The organism is Methylophilus sp. (assembly GCF_008015755.1).
In the GTDB taxonomy this organism is placed as follows: Bacteria; Pseudomonadota; Gammaproteobacteria; order Burkholderiales; family Methylophilaceae; genus Methylophilus.
The window spans coordinates 1-18,470 of sequence record NZ_SSGF01000010.1 but is presented as its reverse complement, the minus strand read 5'-3'; the positions used below and the strand labels follow the sequence as shown (position 1 = coordinate 18,470).

Here is an 18,470-nt window from a genome sequence, read left to right as displayed (position 1 = left end):
CAAATTTAACGCTACGCTTAACGCCGCAGGCGATCTTTTAAATTAGCTGTTAAATGAGATGTGCCAGTTGAATATGCTATGCACGTTAAATAAGCTATGTAAGCGCAGCTTGTTTGAATGAGAGCCGCTCTTTAAAATGGTGGCATGTCTGCAACACTGATTCAACAATACCTTCCTGGTTATCCTGCCCATGTGCGCGCGCAAATAACGCACTTGCATGCGCAAGGGCAGCTGGGGGCTTATATTCAGCAACGTTATCCGCAGATGCACGTGATACAAAGTGATAAGGCTTTGTATGATTTTTGCACGGCGCTCAAGCAGCGCTATTTAAAAAACGCCCCCTTGCTCGATAAGGTGTATTTTGACAACAAACTGACCATTGAAAAGCAGACCTTGGGCCTGAACACCGCCATTTCACGCGTGCAAGGCGGCAAACTCAAGGCCAAAAAAGAAATCCGTATTTCGGCATTTTTTAAAGCAGCGCCACTGGAATTTTTGCAGATGATTGTGGTGCATGAGCTGGTACTCACAAGTAATTCATCTTGTACCAGAATGCTCAAGTTAACAAAAAATGGACATAATTAGTCTATTAAAATACTCGCTATAGCATGCCATGACCAAACTTCCTTACCTCAATGGTTATCCTGCCGAACTTATCGCACGCATCGAAGATTTGCTGGAGCAAGATCAACTTGGCGACTGGCTAAAGCACAAGTATTCATCTCGCCACGATATACAAACTGACAAGGCGCTTTATCAGTACGTAACAGATATCAAACAGCAGTACATCAAAAACTCGTCAGTTTTGGCCAAAGTAGCATATGACAGTCAGCAGCACCCCATGAAAGGTACACTTGGCACCAATACATTCGTATCGCGAGTGCAAGGCGGTAAGCTCAAAAGTAAAAATGAAATTCATATTGCCGCGCTTTTTCGTGAGACACCAGAGGCATTTTTAAGGGTGATCGTGATACACGAGCTCTCGCATTTGAAAGAAAAGGACCATAACAAAGCATTTTACAAACTGTGTTGTCATATGGAGCCGGACTATCACCAGTTGGAGTTTGATTTGCGGGTTTGGTTAACTTGGCGAGATCTCTCGTGAGCAGATAAAGCTAGAATCTTGATAAGGTCCAGAAGCCACCATTTTGTAGTTATGAAATTGCAGTTTGTAAAAAATTAAACTTCTAAAGTTAATTTTTAAGCAGCTTTAAATACCTATTGCTTAAGATGATGGTGGGGTATTTAGTAACTGAGCTTTAGCTTTTTTCAGAGCTTATTAAACTCATAAAGGCCCAGAAAAACTGGGCCATAACTACAAAATCACTTAATTCTTTATGCGCAAAAGTAATTATATTTCTTAATGTTGTGTTTAAATAAATCTAATTCTGTATAGTAATTTGAACCAAAGGATAGACTTTGAAATGGACATTTGCAATTTGAATTGTCCATATTTGAGTCGAGTCTGATGGACACCCACCGAAAGTCTAAAGCATTGATTTTTTTCAATGTTGATGTGTCCATTTGATGCCCACTTGTAAGTAAACAAGCGCACTTAAAAGAGCGCGATCACGACAAGGCGTTTTACCAGTTGTGTTTGCATATGGAGCCTAACTATATGCAGTATGAGTTTGATTGCCGCGTGTATTTGTTGTGGCAGGTCTTGAATCCCCCCGCGACGCCAGTCGTCTAGCCAAATAAGTCATCTAGCGGATTTTTACCGTTGGATGCTGGCTTGCTGGCAACGCGGCTGGCCGTGAATTCTTCTGCAATATTGTCGCGGTAATAGCTCCACGGGCTGCTGGCATTTTTGAGGGTACGCCAAATACTTTCGCCGACGTTGGCATATGCCAGTGCGCTGCCATCTTCAAGTTCTACGCTTAAAGTCCGTGTTTGTGCATCGTAACCAATCGCGCGCAGTTTGCCAGAGTGGATGCGGCGTTTGTCCATGACGCTAGCAGCAGCCACCCGTTTTACAACCGCAGGATTTACCGGCGGGCTTCAAGCCCTTGTGTTGCCAGGCTTTTAAAAACGCCTCTTTGCTCATGGGCTGTATGTTGAGCGATTGCTGCAGCGCGTCATCCACCACTTGTGTCTGGTAATGTTGAAAATGCGCCAGGTATTTAGCATAGGCGCGGTCGGCGCCCCGCAGTTGTTGCCATTGTGTCCAGATCCATTTTTTAATTGCAAACATACCAACTCCTGCCGTTGTGGCGATGACTAACCGCATATTAAACTAATTTTGCCATCCATTTAATGGGTGTGATGGTTTGAGTCAGTTTCTTTAGTCGAGTTCATAGCGCGTGGCTTCTATGCGCTGGACAATGGCAGGGATTTCACTGGCGGGCATGGGCGCCGAGAATAAAAAGCCCTGTGCGCCATAACAGCGCATGGCTTTAAGTTGCTCCAAGCTGACAACCGCCTGTATGCCCTCGGCGATGACTTCTATATTGAGGTTTTTTGCTAGCTCCAGCGTGGAGCGCACAATCGCCAGGCTGGAAGCATCCTGATGCATTTCGCGGATAAATTGCTGGTCGATTTTCAGGTAGTGCAAAGACAGTTGTTGCAGGTAAAGCAGGGAGCTGTAGCCGGTGCCATAATCATCGATACTGATTTTGATGCCTAGCGCAATCAGGCCTGACAGCAACTGCTTAACGCGTCTGGGATCCGCGAGTGCGCTGGACTCGGTAATTTCGACCTCTATTCTGTGCGCAGGCATGCCATGTTTTTCCAGTGCCTGTTGCATCTCTTTGACCAGGTCAAAGTTCATCAGGTCACGTGCCGTGACGTTCACCGCGATGGTCAAATCCAGCTGCTGTTGATGCCAGCGTTGCCACTGCCGGGTCGATTCATTGAGCACCCATTTGAACAGCGTGTGGATGAGGTCGGTGTTTTCAATCTGCGGCACAAACTCGCCTGGCATAATCAAGCCCCGTCGCGGATGTTGCCAGCGTACCAGCGCCTCTACCCCTATGACGGTTTGCGTCGCTAAATGTACTTTTGGCTGGTAGTAAACCACAATTTGCTGCTGCTGAATGGCTTGCCTGAATTCGTTGATGACCCAGCTTTTATCATCGGTTTTATCACGCATCGCCAGGTAGCATTCGACTTGCGACTGGCTCTCTTTCGCCCACAAGAGTGCACGCTCACTTTCGCGTTGCATGTTGGCAAACGTATGTTTGGAAAAAGAAGCTGCGATGGAGATGCCTATGCTACAGCTGACTTTGGTGGTGAGGCCATTGACCATAAACGGTTGTTCCAGCAGTTGGTGAATATGCCAGGCTTGTTGCTCTACCATGGCTTTTTCCGGCACATTGAGCATCAGTAAAATAAACTCATCACCGTCGACGCGGGCAAAGTGGTCGCCGTGCACCTGGCTATCATGATAAAGCCTTTTAGCGACAGCTTTTAAAATAAGATCACCCAGGCCAAAGCCAAAAATATTGTTAAAGGCTTTAAAGCCATCAATGTCCATCAGTAACATGGCATTGAAGCTATGCGGTAGCGGTTTGCGCGCGGTATAAATGCTGTTTTCGACCACTTGTTCAAGGTAATTGCGATTAGGAACGCCGGTGAGGTAGTCGGTGCGATTTTGTTTTTCCAGTTGCTGCTTGACCTCTATGATGTGCTGCATGGTGCCTCTGAGTTGAAACCAGCCAATGATAAACACAATAAAAAATCCCACTAAAATGCCGACAGTGGCCGGGTGCAAGGCTTGAAAATAGCGTAGCAGCAAGGCCACTGGAAACAGCAGTGCCAGCGGGAGCAATAGCGTCAGAATATGATTGGCATGACGGCCATGTTCACTGGCACGCGGTTGGCTGAGTTGCGCCAGGTCAGGGTGTAACGCGACGCTGGCAAAATTCACATAAGCCATGAGCCAGAACAGCAGATTGAGATCACTAGGGACGGCCAGGCTATTGCTGGTGCCGTGAAAAACACACTCCCCGATCGCAAAAGAGAGAATGCCCAGGCATAACTGGATAAAGACCCGTGAGGCATAAGCGGCACTACTGGTCCAAAGCCATAGCAGCATGCCTATTTCTATAAATGAGAGGCAGGGGTATAGCATGCGAAAGATCTGTGGTCGGTCTAACGAAAAGCCGTGATGCAGAATGGTGGGTAAAAACAGGAACTGCCAGCCAATCAGCATTAAGCTGGTGGCCAGTATCCAGCCTTGAAAAAAACCGTGACGCGGAAATTGTGGCTGCTGGTAGCAAGCTAACTGCCACAAGCTACTCATCATGGCCAGATGCCCGCTGAGCAAGCACATGTCGGCGAGCGACAAGTGCATGCCAAACGCACCGCTGACATCTGTATTGGCCTCGATGAGCCCACCCAGGCATTGCGCGCTGATGGCGATGGCAAACTGTCGCCATGGCTGGATTGGACGCGGGCCTTGTTGCCCAATGCCTAGCCAGATGACTCCGGCACTTGAGCAGGCAATTAAAAAATACCAGCTATCTCTAAGCCCCAGGGGGCTCAGCAGGGGCAGGCAACTAGCCGCGAGCAGGCCTAGCAGCCAGAACATCCTCCAGTCTAACTTCAGGGCTGCCAAAAACGGCGACATAATGACTCCGGCTGATGGGGGCGCAATTAAATAGAAAGCATAGGAGCCGCTATTAAACACTGCTTTTATAACATATGTAAATATGTGTTTTTTAATGTTGAAGTTGATGCAGGGTGTTGCGCTTGGTCTAAGGGATTAAACTGCTTTTACCAGTTTAAATAAAACGACTGCGGAGGTTTTCTATTACACTCGTTAAGCGTCTACAGAGGACGCCATTGCGTATCGTTTCTTGAGTCTTTGCATCAGAAAGTATGGCTGCTGTCAGCCCCCAATATATGTCCAACGCGTTCTATTTCAATCTGATTTTATTTTTTCTGGTGGCGATTATCGCGCTGGAGGTGCTGGCGAAAAAACTACGCTGGCCGCCTGCCGTGGCGCAACTGATTGGTGGGGTGCTGATTGCATTTATCCCTGGCTTGCCTGCGTTTGAAATCGACCCTGCGCTAGTGTTGGTGGTGTTTTTGCCGCCGCTGTTGATGGCGGGCGCTTATTTCACGGTCTGGCATGAATTCAGGCGTCACCTGGCGGGCATTTTGCTACTGGCGATAGGCGCCGTGCTGTTTACCACGCTGGTGGTGGGGCTGGCGCTGCATAGCTTAAACCCTGCATTGCCATGGGCCGCCTGTTTTGCCTTAGGGGCGATTGTGTCGCCACCGGATGCCATCGCCGCCAAGGCGGTGTTGCAACGGGTGGCATTGCCGCGCAAATTGCTGGTGTTGCTGGAGGGGGAAAGCCTGCTCAATGACGCCACTGGCCTGGTGTTGTACAAGTTCTCAATCGTCGCCATGCTGACTGGCGTGTTTTCGATGACAGGCGCGATTGAAGAGTTTGCCTGGCTCAGCATTGGCGGCATCCTGCTCGGGGGCGCGTTTGGTTATTTAGTCTATAAAACCTTGCGCTATTTGCACGACACCGAGCTCATGATTCTCGCCTCTGCCTTACCGGGCTGGATTTGCTATGTGGTGGGCGAACATATTGGCGTGTCGGGCGTGATTGCCACGGTGACTTACGGCATGATGCTGGGCTGGCACCAGCACGAAATCATGACCGCTACCGCCAGACGTCGTGGGGTCGCTTTTTGGGAAATCATGATTTTTGTGTTTGAGTCGCTGGTATTTATCCTGATCGGCCTGTCGTTGCGCGGGGTGTGGGATCGGATTGCCGAAGGCAGCAAGTCGATGGCGGATTACAGCTTGGAGGTGTTGCTGGTATTGGCGGTAGTGATTATGTCGCGCTTTGTCTGGGTGTTTGCCGTCGATGGACTGGCCGGATTATTCAGAAAGCGGGCAACCGCTGCCTCGAGTAGTTGGCGCGAGTCGTTTGTAACCAGTTGGGCCGGCATGCGCGGCGTGGTCACGCTGGCCGCTGCGCTGGCGGTGCCCGCCGAGGTGCCGGGACGTGACCTGATGCTGTTGTGTGCGTTTGCCGTGATCCTGGTCACCGTGTTGTTTCAGGGCACGACCATCGGCTGGGTGATCCGCGTGCTCAAATTAAAAGCGACTACGCATGAGCGGACTTATCTCAACGAGCCGCAAACCTGGGCGCGCATCGAGCAGGCGCAATATGCGGTGGTGAACAAGCTGGCGTATGACGCACAAGGCAGCTTGCAACACCCGCGTTTGCTGGAGCAATATGGCTACCGCCAAAGCCTATCAGACAAGCATAAAAATGATGCCATGCTGCCGGACGATATCCGTAAAGCGCATTTTAATGTGGTGCTGGCGGCAGTAGCTGCCGGGCGTGAGGAGTTGCTCAAGTTACATCGTTCGGGCCAGATTCATGATGAATTACTGCATATGATGGAGCGCGACCTGGATATCCAGGAAATAGCGGCTTTACATAGTCGAGGATAAGACCATCCTGTCCACATTTTTTGTGGATAACTTTTGGGATGTGCTGTGGGTGGATTGTTTAACACTATGATTTTAATGATGAAATTGAGGGTGATTAAAATCTGCACGTAAAAAATATTTTGCTAAATTTCTTGCTGAACGCTATTTTTTGTGTATTGCCAGCCCGCAGTCGGCGGCGTAGCATAAGCTGATCACTGTTGCCAATAAGGAGGCCATGATGAAGCGACTGTTTTATATCGATTATCCACAAGAGCATTTTGAGGGGCAGGCACACCGCTACCGTTGTGCGTTTTGCAAGCAGGAGACCACGCAGATCAATGGCCGCCTCGAGGGACATTTGCCCAGTTGTGAGTATCGCGTGACGCTGGAAAAAGCAGGCTTTGAGTGCAACCGCAACACGCCGACGCCGCATGAAGACATGGCCGATGAAGTGGACTAAGCGCTACACGCCATCGCCAGCGCATTTTTTCTTGGATAACAAGCTAACCTTATGACGACTTTTACCCCCTTGCCATCGCTGATCGGCGGCCTGCTGATCGGTTTTTCGACCCTGTTGATGATACTCTGGCTGGGTAAGATTGCTGGTGTCAGTGGCATAGTCGGCCAGCTCTGGTCCGCCGCCGCGGGTGACCGTGCCTGGCGCCTGGCCTTTATCAGCGGCCTGATGCTCGCCCCGCTATTGTATGTGTGTTGGGCGCCATTACCCGCTGTGCAAATAGCCACCAGCACACCGATGTTAGTGGTGGCCGGTCTACTGGTCGGGTTTGGCACGCGCTTGGGCAGCGGTTGCACCAGTGGCCACGGCGTTTGCGGTTTGTCGCGCTTATCCTTGCGCTCGCTGGTTGCCACGCTCACGTTTATGGCAACGGCGATACTGGTGGTGTGGCTCTTGCGTCATGCATAAGGAGAATCTCATGTCGAGCGTCATTGCATTATTGGCGGGCGTGATCTTTGGCCTGGGCCTCATCATCGGTGGCATGACCAATCCCGCCAAGGTGTTGGCCTTTCTGGACATCGCCGGTGATTGGGACCCTTCACTGGCATTTGTCATGATGGGGGCGATTGCCGTCGGTTTTTTTGCGTTTAGAGTTGCACGCAGGCAGGCCATCAGCAGGCTGGGACTCCCCATGCAACTGCCTGCCACCACCTTGATTGATCGCAAGCTGGTGCTTGGCGCCATCTTGTTTGGCGCCGGTTGGGGCATCGCTGGTTTTTGTCCTGGCCCGGCCGTGGCGTCAATCCTCATCGGCGGACGTGAGGTGTGGATATTTGTGGCCAGCATGCTGGCAGGCATGGGCTTGTATACCTGGGCAGCCAGGCGCGGCTGGCTGTAAGCCGCTATGTCTGGTCTTGCCAGAGCTTGCGGTAGCGCCACAAGGTGGTTCGCCCAACGCCCAATTGTTTGGCGGCCTGGGTCAGGTTGCCGTCGCTAGCTGCCAGCGCCTGTAAGATCTCTGTTTCTGACAGCGTTTTTCGGCCAGTGCTAACAGTCGCCATATTGGGAGTTGCCTGCTGCGTGGCTTGTAACTCCGTTGGTAAGTCAGTCACCTCTATCTGTTTGCCATCACACATCACCAGGGCGTAATGCATCACATTGCGTAATTCGCGCACATTACCTGGCCAGTCATAGGTCATCAATTGCTGCATGGCGGCCGAGCTCACCACAGGCAAACGATCATCACTGAATTGTTGTTTTAACAGGTGGCGGATAATCAGCGGGATATCCTGCTTGCGTGCATTTAACGGCGGAATGAACAGCGGAATGACCCGTAGGCGGTACAGCAAGTCCTGCCGGAACCGCCCGGCCTTGACCTCTTCACGTAGCGCTTTATGCGTGGCCGCCAGGATACGGACATTCGCCAATAAGGGTTTGTCCGCGCCCACAGGCAGGTATTCTCCGCTCTCTAACACACGTAACAAGCGTGCCTGCAATGCAATTGGCAGCTCTGCGATTTCATCCAGCAATAATGTGCCGCCTTCGGCACGGCCAAACAGGCCTTGGTGATCGCGCACCGCGCCAGTAAACGCGCCTTTCACATGACCAAACAGTTCACTTTCCAGAATGCCCGCATTCAGCGTGGCGCAGTTAATGGCTACAAACGGTGCCTTGTGGCGGGCACTTTCGCCATGAATCGCGCGCGCCACCAATTCCTTACCGGTGCCTGAGTCGCCACGAATCAGTACCGGCATGTCGGTGTTAGCCACGCGGCGTATCATCTCGAACACTTTGTACATCTCCGGCGCATGACTGATCAGGCCATATTTTTCTGCCATGTCGCTGGCTGCCGGGCGCGCGTCTGCTGCGCGCTGTGGTAACAGGATTTCAAGGCCACCGTCAAAGCTGCCGTCGACGGCCTGAAAAGCCATGGCGTATTTAATCACGCCTTGTAGCTGGCCATCGTCACGCTGCAACTGCAGTGGAAACGCGGTGACTTTCCCTGACTCGGTGAGCCCGCAACCGCGCATGCATTGTATGCAACGATTGGCGGTGAGGCAGCTTTCGCCCCGCAGGGCTTGTGCTGCGTAGCCTAGTAGTTTTTCAGCGCCTGGGCTCCAAAAGCTAATTTTCTTGGCGCGGTCCACCGTGAACACGGCGGCATCCGGCATGATTAGTGCAATCATGCGGGCCAGTGATTCGCCCTGTGACTGGCTGAGTTGCGGTGGATGCGCAAAAAAATCGATATTAGGTTGTTCCATTTTAGGTTTTGAAACGTTCCAGTGTTTAATTGTGATGTTTCATTGAAACATTTAATCTCGACACTGGCAAGTCAATGGGTATGCTAAGTCATTGATTTTGATAAATATATAAATTATTTGAAACAATGGCATTGCTTTTGCTATGACCTATTGGGTGACATGGAGGCGAGACCAGATGATTTTTGAGCAATTTTTTGAACCAGACAGTAGTACCTACACCTATTTGCTCGGCTGTGAAGATAGTCGGCAAGCCGTGCTGATCGACCCGGTGGCGGTGGATGTGGCGCGCTATATTGACGCTTTGGCGGGGCATGGCCTGACGCTGATTTATACGCTGGAAACCCATGTCCACGCCGACCATGTGACCGCCGCAGATGCCTTGCGTCAACGCCTGGGCAGCAAGAGTGTGGTGCATCGGGATGCCGGTGCGTTGTGCGGTGACTTGCTGGTGACGGAGGGCACGCGTCTGCAGGTCGGCGCGCTGGAGATCGATGTGCGCTACACCCCAGGCCATACCAATGGCTGTGTCAGTTATTTGGTGGGCGACCGTATCTTTACCGGAGATGCCTTGCTGATTAATGGCTGTGGGCGCACTGACTTTCAACAGGGCGATGCCGGGCAGCTGTATGACAGCATACACCACAAGATTTTCACGCTACCGGATGCCACGCTGGTATACCCTGGGCATGATTACCACGGACGGACGGTATCGACCGTGGGTCATGAAAAACAGAGTAATGCGCGTCTTGGTGGACACATCACCCGCGCAGCGTTTATAGAACTGATGGCGAATTTGAAACTGGCGTATCCCAAGCAGATCGATGTCGCGCTGCCCGCCAACCAGGCCTGTGGCAAGCAGGCGGACAGGATCAAGCAGTCATCATGAGCCCTCAGCGCTGGCAACGTGACTTACCATGCCTGCGCTGGGCTTCTGGCTATCAGCGCCCGCAAGCACTGCGCGATGCCACCGCCGCCGTGATTGTGGCGCTGATGCTGGTGCCACAGGCGCTGGCTTATGCCATGCTTGCAGGCTTGCCGCCGCAAGTCGGCTTATACGCCAGTATGTTACCTTTGGTCGCCTATGCGTTGCTCGGCACCAGCAGCACGCTAGCCGTCGGGCCGGTGGCCGTGGCGGCATTGATGACGGCGAGCGCGATTGCGCCTTATTCGGCCCAAGATGCCGCCGCTGGCATGCAAGCGGCGATGATTCTGGCCTGTCTCTCCGGCCTGATGCTGGTATTAGCAGGCTTCTTGCGACTCGGCTTTCTGGCAAACTTTCTGTCACATCCGGTCATGGCCGGGTTTCTTAATGCCACCAGTCTGCTGATTGCCAGCAGCCAGTTACCCATCTTGCTGGGGTTGTCAGCGGGTGGTGACCATTTGCTCACCTTATGGCAGAACCTCTTGGTACATCTGCCTGCAATCCACCCACCCACCGTCATGCTCTCCAGCCTCACCTTGCTGCTGCTTCTGGCGGGGCGGCGTTATGGGTCCGCGGTTGGCCAGTGGTTAGGCCTGAGTCATGATTGGGCACATACCCTGAGTCGTTTGCTGCCTGCGCTAGTCGTGATTGTCGCGACGCTGGCCGCGCAGGCCAAGTGGTCTTGGATGTCTGGCGTGCGACTCCTCGGCGAGATTCCGGCAGGGTTGCCTGCGCTGGCTTTGCCACCCTGGCAAGGCCCACTCTGGCAATCATTGCTGATGCCAGCGCTGCTGATTTCGGTGGTGGGGTATGTTGAATCCATCTCTGTGGCCCAGCATTTGGCCATGCAGCGTCGCGAGCGTATCGACCCCGATCAGGAACTAATCGCATTAGGTGCCGCCAATCTGCTGGCGAGTGTGAGTGCTGGCCAACCAGTAGCTGGCGGCGTCGCCCGTTCGGTGGTCAATATGGATGCCGGGGCACAAACACCGGCTGCCGGTTTTTTGACTGCGCTCGGCATGTTGCTGGCCACGCTGTGTTTAGCAAACTGGCTGAGTGATTTACCCAGATTTGTCCTGGCGGCGACGATTATGGTTGCCGTACTCAGTGTGTTTGATGCCCAGGTATTTATCGTAACCTGGCGCCGCAATCGCAGTGACCTGATGGCGCTGGTCATCACTTTTCTGATTACCTTGTTGGTGAACGTGGAGACAGGCCTCGGTGCTGGCGTCCTGCTGTCGATTGCCATGCATCTGTATCGCAGCAGTCGACCCCATATTGCGGTTGTTGGGCAAGTTCCCGGCACCGAGCATTTTCGCAATATTGCGCGGCATCAGGTGCAGGTGTGCCCCGATGTGGTGACCTTGCGTGTGGATGAAAGCTTGTATTTTGCGAACGCCAGATACCTGGAACAAAAGGTGCTCGAAGTAGTGGCTGACCAGCCACAACTGAAACATCTGGTGCTGATGTGTTCGGCTGTGAATGAGATAGACGGCAGTGCGCTGGAGGTGCTGGAAATGATCAACCACCACTTGTCGCGGCTGGGCATAGGCTTTCATTTGTCCGAGGTGAAGGGGCCGGTGATGGACCTGCTGCAACACAGTGCCTTGCCTCAACACCTCAATGGCCAGATTTATCTGACGCAATATCAGGCGTATGCCTCGCTGGCCTGCCTGCCCCAGATTTAACACACCAGACTTAACACAATTACCTTTTGGTATCGTCGCAAACCATGCGTGTCGCGATTGCGTCAGCCCGCCTGCACATCAGCCTAAATCTGCAGGCAGATTTTGCCAACGTGCTGGTTGGTTTCCTGGTATTGAAATGCTTGCACGATGTCTTCTACGGCAAACACCTGATCAATCACAGGGCGTAAACCATTGGCATCAATGGCCTGAATCATGGCTTGTTGCTGCGCCCGATTGCCGACCAGTACGCCTTGTAAGCGTAATTGTTTGATCAGCGCCGTCACCAGCGGAAAATCGCCCGCCAGGCCAGTCAAAATGCCAATCACCGAGATATGGCCGCCCACACGCGCGGCGAGCATCGATTGCTCCAGGGTGGCTGGACCACCGACTTCCACAATATGGTCGACGCCGCGACCACCCGATATTTCTCGCGCCAGCGGGCCCCATTGCGGCGTGCTTTTGTAGTTGATGAGGTGGTCTGCACCCAAGGCGCGCAGTTTTTCTAGTTTGGCGTCGCTGGACGAAGTGGCAATCACAGTAGCGCCTGCCAGTTTGGCAAATTGCAGCGCAAACATAGACACGCCGCCCGTGCCTTGCACCAGCACGGTATCGCCAGGTTTGAGATGGTCGTCTGCCATCAGCGATCGCCAGGCCGTGAGTGCGGCAGTGGTGAGGGTAGAGGACTCAATATGACTCCAGCCTGTGGGTGCGCGCGTGAATGACGCCACTGATGCGGTGACCAGTTCGCGTGCATAGCCATCGATGCCATCGCCGGGCACGGTGGCAAAACCTTCGACTTGCGGTTCGCCAGATTGCCAGGTGGGGAAAAACGTACTGACCACCGCATCGCCGACATTAAACTCAGTGACACCCTCGCCGACGGCAACCACTTCACCCGCGCCATCGGCCATCGGGATGCGTGGCTCACTCGGCCCCCACATGCCGCTGACCACGGCAAAGTCGTGGTAGTTAAGGGAATTGGCATACAGCCTGACCGTGATTTCTCCTGCGTTAGGCGCATTGGCTGCGCGTGTGCCGATGGTCACGTTGTGATAGCCGCCACCGGCTTGCAAAATAATGGTTTTACTCATTTCATTCTCCTCAAGCATCGTCATCAGACATAGATGGTGGACGCTATGTTTTTGATTGTGCCGTGCTGTCGACTGGATGTACATGATCCACATCAATCGTAGCTTTCATGCAGACATAGCGGACCGGTGCGCAGCCGTTAACAATATTAAATTTCCTGTTTATCGTGCATGAAACACACATACATACAGATGTGTATGTTAGTATATTTTTCACGATAACCAACTTGAGATTGGTTCTGCCGACTGGCATCAACAAATTTTCAAAAGGAACAACCCCCATGAAACTAACAATCAATGGCAAAGAGACCGAGTTAAATGTCAGCGATGATATGCCTATTTTGTGGGCGATTCGCGATGTGGCGGGCATGACGGGCACCAAGTTTGGCTGTGGCATGGCGCAATGTGGCGCTTGTACCGTGCATCTGGATGGCCAGGCCATCCGCTCATGTGTGACGCCGGTGAGCGCGGCGGTAGGTAAACAAATCACTACTATTGAGGCCATGCAGGACGACAAAGTCGGGCAAGCGGTGCAAGCCGCCTGGCAGCAGATTGATGTGGTGCAATGCGGCTATTGTCAGTCTGGTCAGATCATGTCTGCCACCTCATTACTTAAGCAAAATCCTAAGCCCAGCGATGCCGATATCGATGCCGCCATGAGCGGCAATATCTGTCGTTGCGGCACTTATCAACGTATCCGCACAGCGATTCACGAAGCTGCGGCTAAACTGGCTTAAGGGGAGAAAACCATGAACGATATGATTAATCTCTCGCGTCGCAGCTTTATTAAAAGTACTGCGCTGGTGGCCGGTGGCTTGGTGGTGGCTTTTAGCATTCCGCAGGCCAAGCGTTTTATGGGCGTGGCGAATGCGGCAGAGGCGATGCCCTTGCCTGCGCCAAATGCCTTTTTGCGCATAGGCGCTGATGACAGTATTACGGTGATGCTGGCGCATAGCGAAATGGGGCAGGGCGTATGGACGACTTTGCCGATGCTGATTGCGGATGAGCTGGATGCGGACTGGAGCAAGGTCAAGGTTGAGCATGCACCTGCCGCGCCGGCCTATATCCACACCGCGTATGGCATCCAGATTACTGGTGGCTCATCGACCACCTGGTCTGAGTTTGATCGTTATCGCCAGGCGGGTGCTTTGACGCGTGCGCTGTTAATGCAGGCGGCTGCTAAGCAATGGAATGTCCCAGTGACGGAGTTACGCACTGAAAACGGCGCGGTGATTCATGGCACACAACAATTGCGTTATGGCCAACTGGTAGAAACCGCGAGCCAGCTAGAAACACCCACCAGCGTGACGCTGAAAAAACCGGAACAATGGAAATTTATTGGCAAAGCAACCAAGCGTCTGGACAGCACAGAAAAAATCAATGGCACGGCCAAATTTGGCCAGGATGTGCAATTTGACGGACTGAAAGTGGCCATGGTAGCGCGTGCGCCGGTGTTTGGCACCAGCTTGAAAACTGTGGATGACAGCGCGGCGCTAAAAATACCGGGCGTGATTAAGGTGGTGAAAGTGCCAACGGGCGTGGCGGTGATTGCCGAACATTACTGGGCGGCCAAGCAAGGGCGCGAAGCGCTTAAATTAGAGTGGGATGTGGCCGGGCATGACAAGCCGGACTCCGCGGCCTTGTTGAAGCAATATCAGGCACTGGCACAACAGCCAGGCTTGCAGGCGGCCAACGCGGGGGATGTGGTTGCTGCCAGCAAACAGGCCAAGCAGGCCGTGACGGCAGAGTATGTGTTGCCTTATTTGTCGCATGCGCCGATGGAGCCGCTCAACTGCGCGGTGAAAATTTCTGACCAGGGCTGCGACATCTGGACCGGGACGCAAATGCAAACCACGGACCAGGCTTCGGCTGCTAAAATTTTGGGTCTCAAGCCAGAACAAGTGAATATCCATACCCAGTTTTTAGGCGGTGGCTTTGGCCGTCGCGCTAATCCGCGGGCGGATTTTGTGTCTGAGGCGGTGCAGGTGGCCAAAGCCGCTGGCCTGCCAGTAAAAACGGTGTGGAGCCGCGAAGATGATATCAAGGGTGGTTTTTACCGACCGATGTTTGTGCACCGCGCGACGGTTGCGCTGGACAAACAGGGCAAGCCATTGGCCTGGCAACATACTCTGGTCGGGCAATCCATCATCAAAGGCACGCCGTTTGAAGCTTTTATGATTAAAGAAGGCATCGATGCGACCTCGGTGGAGGGCGTGGCAGATTCGCCCTATGTGAAAGGCACCGCCAACCATCAGGTGCAACTGCATTCAGTGCAGAGCGATGTACCGGTGTTGTGGTGGCGCTCGGTGGGCCATAGCCATTCAGGCTTTGTCATGGAAAGCCTGATCGATGAACTGGCGCACGCCAGCAAACAAGATCCGCTGGCCTATAGACGTCAATTACTCAAAGACCATCCGCGCCATCTGGCTGCACTCAACCTGGCGTCTGATAAAGCCGGCTGGGGCAAACCATTACCCAAGGGCGTGTTCCGCGGGATTGCCGTGCATGAGTCGTTTGGCAGTTATGTGGCGCAAGTGGCTGAGGTGTCTGTGAAAGACGGCGAAGTGAAAGTGCACCGTGTGGTGGTGGCGATTGATTGCGGCCTGGCGGTGAACCCGGATGGCGTCAAGGCGCAAATGGAGTCTTCGGTTGCCTATGCGCTGGGCGCGGCATTGAGCAGTGAAATCAGTTTTAAAGACGGGCAAGTGGTGCAATCTAATTTTCACGATTATCAGGTGTTGCGCATGAAAGACATGCCCAAGGTCGAGGTGCACATTGTCGCCAGCACCGAGAAAATGGGCGGTGTCGGTGAGCCGGGCGTGCCGCCATTGGCGCCTGCGGTGGCCAATGCGATATTTGCCGCCACTGGTAAACGTATCCGCCGCCTGCCCATAGGCGAGCAACTGGCGTAAGCGTATGCAATCGACAGATTGGGAAGTGCTGCAACGCGCCAGTGATTGGCTGCAACAAGGCTATCGCGCGCACCTGTTTACCGTGATCCAGACCTGGGGCTCGGCGCCGCGTTTGCCGGGCGCCATTCTGGTGGTGCGTGAAGATGGGCATTTGATTGGCTCGGTGTCTGGCGGCTGTATTGAGGACGACCTGGCAGATAAAGCCAAACACCAGCAGTTACCCACGCAGCCGGCTATTCTTGAATACGGCATTCACCAGGACGAAGCGCAACGTTTTGGCATCCCGTGTGGTGGCCAGCTTAAAATTTTTGCTGAACCGCTGACGCAGGCCGCGCAACTGGCCCCTATGCTGGAGAGCTTGTCACAGCGCCGTTTGTTAAAGCGCTCGGTCAATTTGCACAGTGGTGAGATACGCCATCAGCCTGTGTTGCCAGAGGGCTTACCGTATCTGGAGAACGACTGGTTTCACAGCTACTTTGGCCCGCAATGGCGCTTGCTGATCATTGGCGCCAACCAATTGGGCTCGGTGCTGGCCGCTATGGCGCAAGCGCTGGATTTTCATGTCATGATTTGTGACCCGCGTGAAGAAATGCGTGCCGAATGGCATGTAGAGGGCGCAGACTGGTTGCCGGGTATGCCGGACGATGTGGTGCTGGACATTACGCCTGACCCGCATACGGCGATTGTGGCGGTGACGCATGACCCCAAGCTGGATGACATGGCTTTGCTGGAGGCCTTAAAGTCAGAGGCATTTTATATCGGCGCCTTGGGGTCGGTTAAAAACCAGGAAAAGCGCAAGCAGCGTTTGCGTAGCTTTGATTTAAGTGAGCAGGAAGTCAATCGCCTGCATGGCCCGGTGGGCTTGCGCATTGGGAGCCGCACCCCGGCTGAAATTGCGGTGTCTATTCTGGCTGAATTGATTCAGGTGCGGTCGCAGTTGCAACAGCTTGGGCTCGCGCAAGCCAGTGCCAATCTGGCTGCGGCTTGATCCGTATGGTGTTAAACCAGGTCTGCAGGGGTGTCAATATCCTTCAAGATGCCTGCATCCTGGCATTCAAATCTTAACATCTCGGCCTGATGCGCACGCAACACCGCGCGCGCGCCCTGATCTCCTTCAACCTGCAGTAATTCCGGCATCAGGTCACTGGCAAAGCCAACCGGGTGCCCAGGCTGGCCCTGAAATATGGGCTGTACCAATCGTGCTTGCGTCAGTTGTTGGGCGACGCGAGTAATTGTCGCTGCCTGAATGTATGGCATATCTGCCAGCGCAATCACCAGTCCGGATAGCGTTGGAAAGTGCGTTTGTGCTGTCACAACCCCTAGCTTCAGGCTGTCCGCCATCTCTTGATGCTGTTCTTCACAGGCCACTACCTTAAACCCCAGTGACATGAGCTGGCCAGCGAGCGACGACTCATAGCCACGGATGACCGCAATGCTGTACGGCAAGGCTTGAATCAAGGCTTGGGCGGCACGCAGTGCCATGAGTTGCCCATCTGCGAGTGGTTGTAGCAGTTTATTCTGCGCACCAAAGCGCCGCGAAAAGCCCCCTGCCAGTAGTAAACCGACGACAGGTCGTTGTGTGGGGTCAGTAGGGGTCATATATTTGCTATTGCATCGGTTGAACTCACGTGGTCAACAACTCACTTCACTGGCGCGTTCATGTATGCTTGCCATTCGGTTATCTGGAGCCGCCATGACTTTGCCTAAACGTTTATATTACCCTGTGTTGCTGGGTTTGCTGATTTTTCCTGCGCTGGTGTGGGCCGGATTGGCGGCAGGCGATGATGCATTTTCAGTCACCGTGAATGGAGACAAACGTCCTTATCTGGTGCATATCCCCAAGCAGGCACAATCAAGCCAAGCCTTGCCGATGGTGCTGGTGCTGCATGGAGGCCTGGGTAATATGCAAGTGCAGGCCAATGAGCGCTTTTACCACCAAGTGTCGGCCGCTGAAAAATACGGTTATATCGTGGTGTTCCCGAACGGCTACAGCCGCTTGCCGGGCGGCAAGTTTGCGACCTGGAATGCGGGCAATTGTTGTGGCCCGGCAGTCAAAAAGCAAAGTGATGATGTGGCCGTCATCCGCGCCATCATCCAGGACATGCAGCAGCGCGCCAATATTGACGCTAAGCGTATTTTTGTCGATGGTATGTCGAATGGTGGCATGATGAGCTACCGATTGGCTTGTGAGCTCTCTGATACCATCAGCGCCATCGCCTCGGTCGCAGGCACCGACAATACCCAGCGCTGCCAGCCTGCCAAGCCGGTCGCGGTGTTGCATATCCATGCCAAAGACGATGACCATGTGCCGTTTAATGGCGGTAAAGGCCAGCAATCCATGGCCGATGTGAGTTTTAACGCAGTCCCAGCAACGATACAAAAGTGGGTGCAACTCAATCAGGCTAATCCGCAGGCCGAGCGTATATTGGAGGTTGCGGGTGCTTATTGCGAAGTTCACCGTGGCGGATTGGCGCCAGTGCAGCTGTGCGTCACGGAGATCGGCGGTCACTCATGGCCTGGGGGTAGCAAGCCGCGTGGCGGCAGTGCTGGCTCTGATGCGCTGATTGCCAATGATGTGATCTGGCAGTTTTTTAACGCTAACGGCCGCCGTTAGCCGCCTTTTCCTATCTGTTAAATAACAGTTGATTTAAGAATGCATTTTACCTACTATGCAGAATGACTAACTTTAATTAAATGGTAGATTATGCATGGGAAGAAGATCTAAAGCGCCAGTGACGAT

General features: G+C 53.3%; 18 protein-coding genes. 12 read left to right on the top strand and 6 right to left on the bottom strand.

Annotated features, from left to right (window positions below; genetic code table 11):
• Positions 1–144 precede the first annotated feature (144 nt).
• Positions 145–585 carry a metal-dependent hydrolase gene (locus E6Q52_RS04695; RefSeq protein ID WP_292819158.1) on the top strand — a complete coding sequence of 147 codons (441 nt, stop codon included), beginning with the start codon at positions 145–147 and terminating at the stop codon, positions 583–585.
• 28 nt (positions 586–613) lie between these two features.
• A complete protein-coding gene (locus E6Q52_RS04690) occupies positions 614–1,105 on the top strand; it encodes a YgjP-like metallopeptidase domain-containing protein (RefSeq protein ID WP_292819155.1) in 492 nt (163 codons plus the stop codon).
• 584 nt (positions 1,106–1,689) lie between these two features.
• Here E6Q52_RS04690 and E6Q52_RS04685 read toward each other — a convergent pair.
• From E6Q52_RS04685 to E6Q52_RS04675, 3 genes are all read right to left on the bottom strand, one after another.
• The gene (locus E6Q52_RS04685; RefSeq protein WP_292819151.1) at positions 1,690–1,950 is read right to left on the bottom strand and encodes a KTSC domain-containing protein; all 261 of its coding nucleotides are present in this window, start codon (positions 1,948–1,950) and stop codon (positions 1,690–1,692) included.
• 4 nt (positions 1,951–1,954) lie between these two features.
• The gene (locus tag E6Q52_RS04680; RefSeq protein ID WP_292819148.1) at positions 1,955–2,194 is read right to left on the bottom strand and encodes a hypothetical protein; all 240 of its coding nucleotides are present in this window, start codon (positions 2,192–2,194) and stop codon (positions 1,955–1,957) included.
• Between the two features lie 90 nt (positions 2,195–2,284).
• Positions 2,285–4,570: a bifunctional diguanylate cyclase/phosphodiesterase gene (locus E6Q52_RS04675; protein ID WP_292819145.1), complete on the bottom strand. Its 2,286-nt coding sequence runs from the start codon at positions 4,568–4,570 to the stop codon at positions 2,285–2,287.
• Positions 4,571–4,821: 251 nt separating this feature from the next.
• Between E6Q52_RS04675 and E6Q52_RS04670 the strand changes: the two genes are divergently transcribed.
• From E6Q52_RS04670 to E6Q52_RS04655, 4 genes are all read left to right on the top strand, one after another.
• Positions 4,822–6,423, top strand: a complete 1,602-nt coding sequence (locus E6Q52_RS04670; RefSeq protein WP_292819143.1) for a Na+/H+ antiporter — start codon at positions 4,822–4,824, stop codon at positions 6,421–6,423.
• A 217-nt stretch (positions 6,424–6,640) separates the two neighbouring features.
• Entirely contained in the window at positions 6,641–6,862 is a 222-nt protein-coding gene (locus E6Q52_RS04665) for a hypothetical protein (RefSeq protein ID WP_292819140.1), read from the top strand.
• A 51-nt stretch (positions 6,863–6,913) separates the two neighbouring features.
• Positions 6,914–7,327: a YeeE/YedE family protein gene (locus tag E6Q52_RS04660; protein ID WP_292819137.1), complete on the top strand. Its 414-nt coding sequence runs from the start codon at positions 6,914–6,916 to the stop codon at positions 7,325–7,327.
• Positions 7,328–7,337: 10 nt separating this feature from the next.
• Positions 7,338–7,757 carry a DUF6691 family protein gene (locus E6Q52_RS04655; RefSeq protein ID WP_292819134.1) on the top strand — a complete coding sequence of 140 codons (420 nt, stop codon included), beginning with the start codon at positions 7,338–7,340 and terminating at the stop codon, positions 7,755–7,757.
• 4 nt (positions 7,758–7,761) lie between these two features.
• On the opposite strand, the gene E6Q52_RS04650 is transcribed toward E6Q52_RS04655, so the two are convergent.
• Positions 7,762–9,120 (bottom strand): sigma 54-interacting transcriptional regulator, encoded by a 1,359-nt coding sequence (locus E6Q52_RS04650; RefSeq protein ID WP_292819131.1) that lies wholly within the window; start codon positions 9,118–9,120, stop codon positions 7,762–7,764.
• Between the two features lie 175 nt (positions 9,121–9,295).
• On the opposite strand from E6Q52_RS04650, the gene E6Q52_RS04645 reads away from it, so the two are divergent.
• Together E6Q52_RS04645 and E6Q52_RS04640 are read left to right on the top strand one after the other, a co-directional pair.
• Complete coding sequence (locus E6Q52_RS04645; protein ID WP_292819128.1) at positions 9,296–10,006, top strand: MBL fold metallo-hydrolase; 711 nt, start codon at positions 9,296–9,298, stop codon at positions 10,004–10,006.
• Entirely contained in the window at positions 10,003–11,730 is a 1,728-nt protein-coding gene (locus E6Q52_RS04640; RefSeq protein WP_292819125.1) for a SulP family inorganic anion transporter, read from the top strand. Before E6Q52_RS04645 ends, E6Q52_RS04640 begins: the two co-directional genes overlap by 4 nt.
• A gap of 83 nt (positions 11,731–11,813) precedes the next feature.
• Here E6Q52_RS04640 and E6Q52_RS04635 read toward each other — a convergent pair whose 3' ends face one another.
• Positions 11,814–12,821, bottom strand: a complete 1,008-nt coding sequence (locus tag E6Q52_RS04635; RefSeq protein WP_292819122.1) for an NAD(P)-dependent alcohol dehydrogenase — start codon at positions 12,819–12,821, stop codon at positions 11,814–11,816.
• A 278-nt stretch (positions 12,822–13,099) separates the two neighbouring features.
• Here E6Q52_RS04635 and E6Q52_RS04630 point away from each other — a divergent pair, with 278 nt between their 5' ends.
• Genes E6Q52_RS04630 through E6Q52_RS04620 form a run of 3 tightly spaced genes read left to right on the top strand, consistent with a single transcriptional unit; the run spans position 13,100 to position 16,718 of the window.
• On the top strand, positions 13,100–13,555 hold the full coding sequence (locus tag E6Q52_RS04630; protein WP_292819119.1) for a (2Fe-2S)-binding protein: 456 nt from the start codon (positions 13,100–13,102) through the stop codon (positions 13,553–13,555).
• Between the two features lie 12 nt (positions 13,556–13,567).
• Positions 13,568–15,730, top strand: a complete 2,163-nt coding sequence (locus E6Q52_RS04625) for a xanthine dehydrogenase family protein molybdopterin-binding subunit (RefSeq protein WP_292819116.1) — start codon at positions 13,568–13,570, stop codon at positions 15,728–15,730.
• 4 nt (positions 15,731–15,734) lie between these two features.
• The gene (locus E6Q52_RS04620) at positions 15,735–16,718 is read left to right on the top strand and encodes an XdhC family protein (protein ID WP_292819113.1); all 984 of its coding nucleotides are present in this window, start codon (positions 15,735–15,737) and stop codon (positions 16,716–16,718) included.
• A gap of 11 nt (positions 16,719–16,729) precedes the next feature.
• Here E6Q52_RS04620 and E6Q52_RS04615 read toward each other — a convergent pair whose 3' ends face one another.
• A complete protein-coding gene (locus E6Q52_RS04615; RefSeq protein ID WP_292819110.1) occupies positions 16,730–17,329 on the bottom strand; it encodes a nucleotidyltransferase family protein in 600 nt (199 codons plus the stop codon).
• Between the two features lie 94 nt (positions 17,330–17,423).
• On the opposite strand from E6Q52_RS04615, the gene E6Q52_RS04610 reads away from it, so the two are divergent.
• Positions 17,424–18,344, top strand: coding sequence for a PHB depolymerase family esterase (locus E6Q52_RS04610; protein ID WP_292819107.1), 921 nt, complete (start codon positions 17,424–17,426; stop codon positions 18,342–18,344).
• Positions 18,345–18,470 lie beyond the last annotated feature (126 nt).

Bases quoted from the DNA above. Each gene is read 5' to 3' on its own strand.
- E6Q52_RS04695 (WP_292819158.1), top strand. From the start codon at position 145: ATGTCTGCAACACTGATTCAACAATACCTTCCTGGTTATCCTGCCCAT.
- E6Q52_RS04690 (WP_292819155.1), top strand. From the start codon at position 614: ATGACCAAACTTCCTTACCTCAATGGTTATCCTGCCGAACTTATCGCA.
- E6Q52_RS04685 (WP_292819151.1), bottom strand. From the start codon at position 1,950: ATGGACAAACGCCGCATCCACTCTGGCAAACTGCGCGCGATTGGTTAC.
- E6Q52_RS04680 (WP_292819148.1), bottom strand. From the start codon at position 2,194: ATGTTTGCAATTAAAAAATGGATCTGGACACAATGGCAACAACTGCGG.
- E6Q52_RS04675 (WP_292819145.1), bottom strand. From the start codon at position 4,570: ATGTCGCCGTTTTTGGCAGCCCTGAAGTTAGACTGGAGGATGTTCTGG.
- E6Q52_RS04670 (WP_292819143.1), top strand. From the start codon at position 4,822: ATGGCTGCTGTCAGCCCCCAATATATGTCCAACGCGTTCTATTTCAAT.
- E6Q52_RS04665 (WP_292819140.1), top strand. From the start codon at position 6,641: ATGAAGCGACTGTTTTATATCGATTATCCACAAGAGCATTTTGAGGGG.
- E6Q52_RS04660 (WP_292819137.1), top strand. From the start codon at position 6,914: ATGACGACTTTTACCCCCTTGCCATCGCTGATCGGCGGCCTGCTGATC.
- E6Q52_RS04655 (WP_292819134.1), top strand. From the start codon at position 7,338: ATGTCGAGCGTCATTGCATTATTGGCGGGCGTGATCTTTGGCCTGGGC.
- E6Q52_RS04650 (WP_292819131.1), bottom strand. From the start codon at position 9,120: ATGGAACAACCTAATATCGATTTTTTTGCGCATCCACCGCAACTCAGC.
- E6Q52_RS04645 (WP_292819128.1), top strand. From the start codon at position 9,296: ATGATTTTTGAGCAATTTTTTGAACCAGACAGTAGTACCTACACCTAT.
- E6Q52_RS04640 (WP_292819125.1), top strand. From the start codon at position 10,003: ATGAGCCCTCAGCGCTGGCAACGTGACTTACCATGCCTGCGCTGGGCT.
- E6Q52_RS04635 (WP_292819122.1), bottom strand. From the start codon at position 12,821: ATGAGTAAAACCATTATTTTGCAAGCCGGTGGCGGCTATCACAACGTG.
- E6Q52_RS04630 (WP_292819119.1), top strand. From the start codon at position 13,100: ATGAAACTAACAATCAATGGCAAAGAGACCGAGTTAAATGTCAGCGAT.
- E6Q52_RS04625 (WP_292819116.1), top strand. From the start codon at position 13,568: ATGAACGATATGATTAATCTCTCGCGTCGCAGCTTTATTAAAAGTACT.
- E6Q52_RS04620 (WP_292819113.1), top strand. From the start codon at position 15,735: ATGCAATCGACAGATTGGGAAGTGCTGCAACGCGCCAGTGATTGGCTG.
- E6Q52_RS04615 (WP_292819110.1), bottom strand. From the start codon at position 17,329: ATGACCCCTACTGACCCCACACAACGACCTGTCGTCGGTTTACTACTG.
- E6Q52_RS04610 (WP_292819107.1), top strand. From the start codon at position 17,424: ATGACTTTGCCTAAACGTTTATATTACCCTGTGTTGCTGGGTTTGCTG.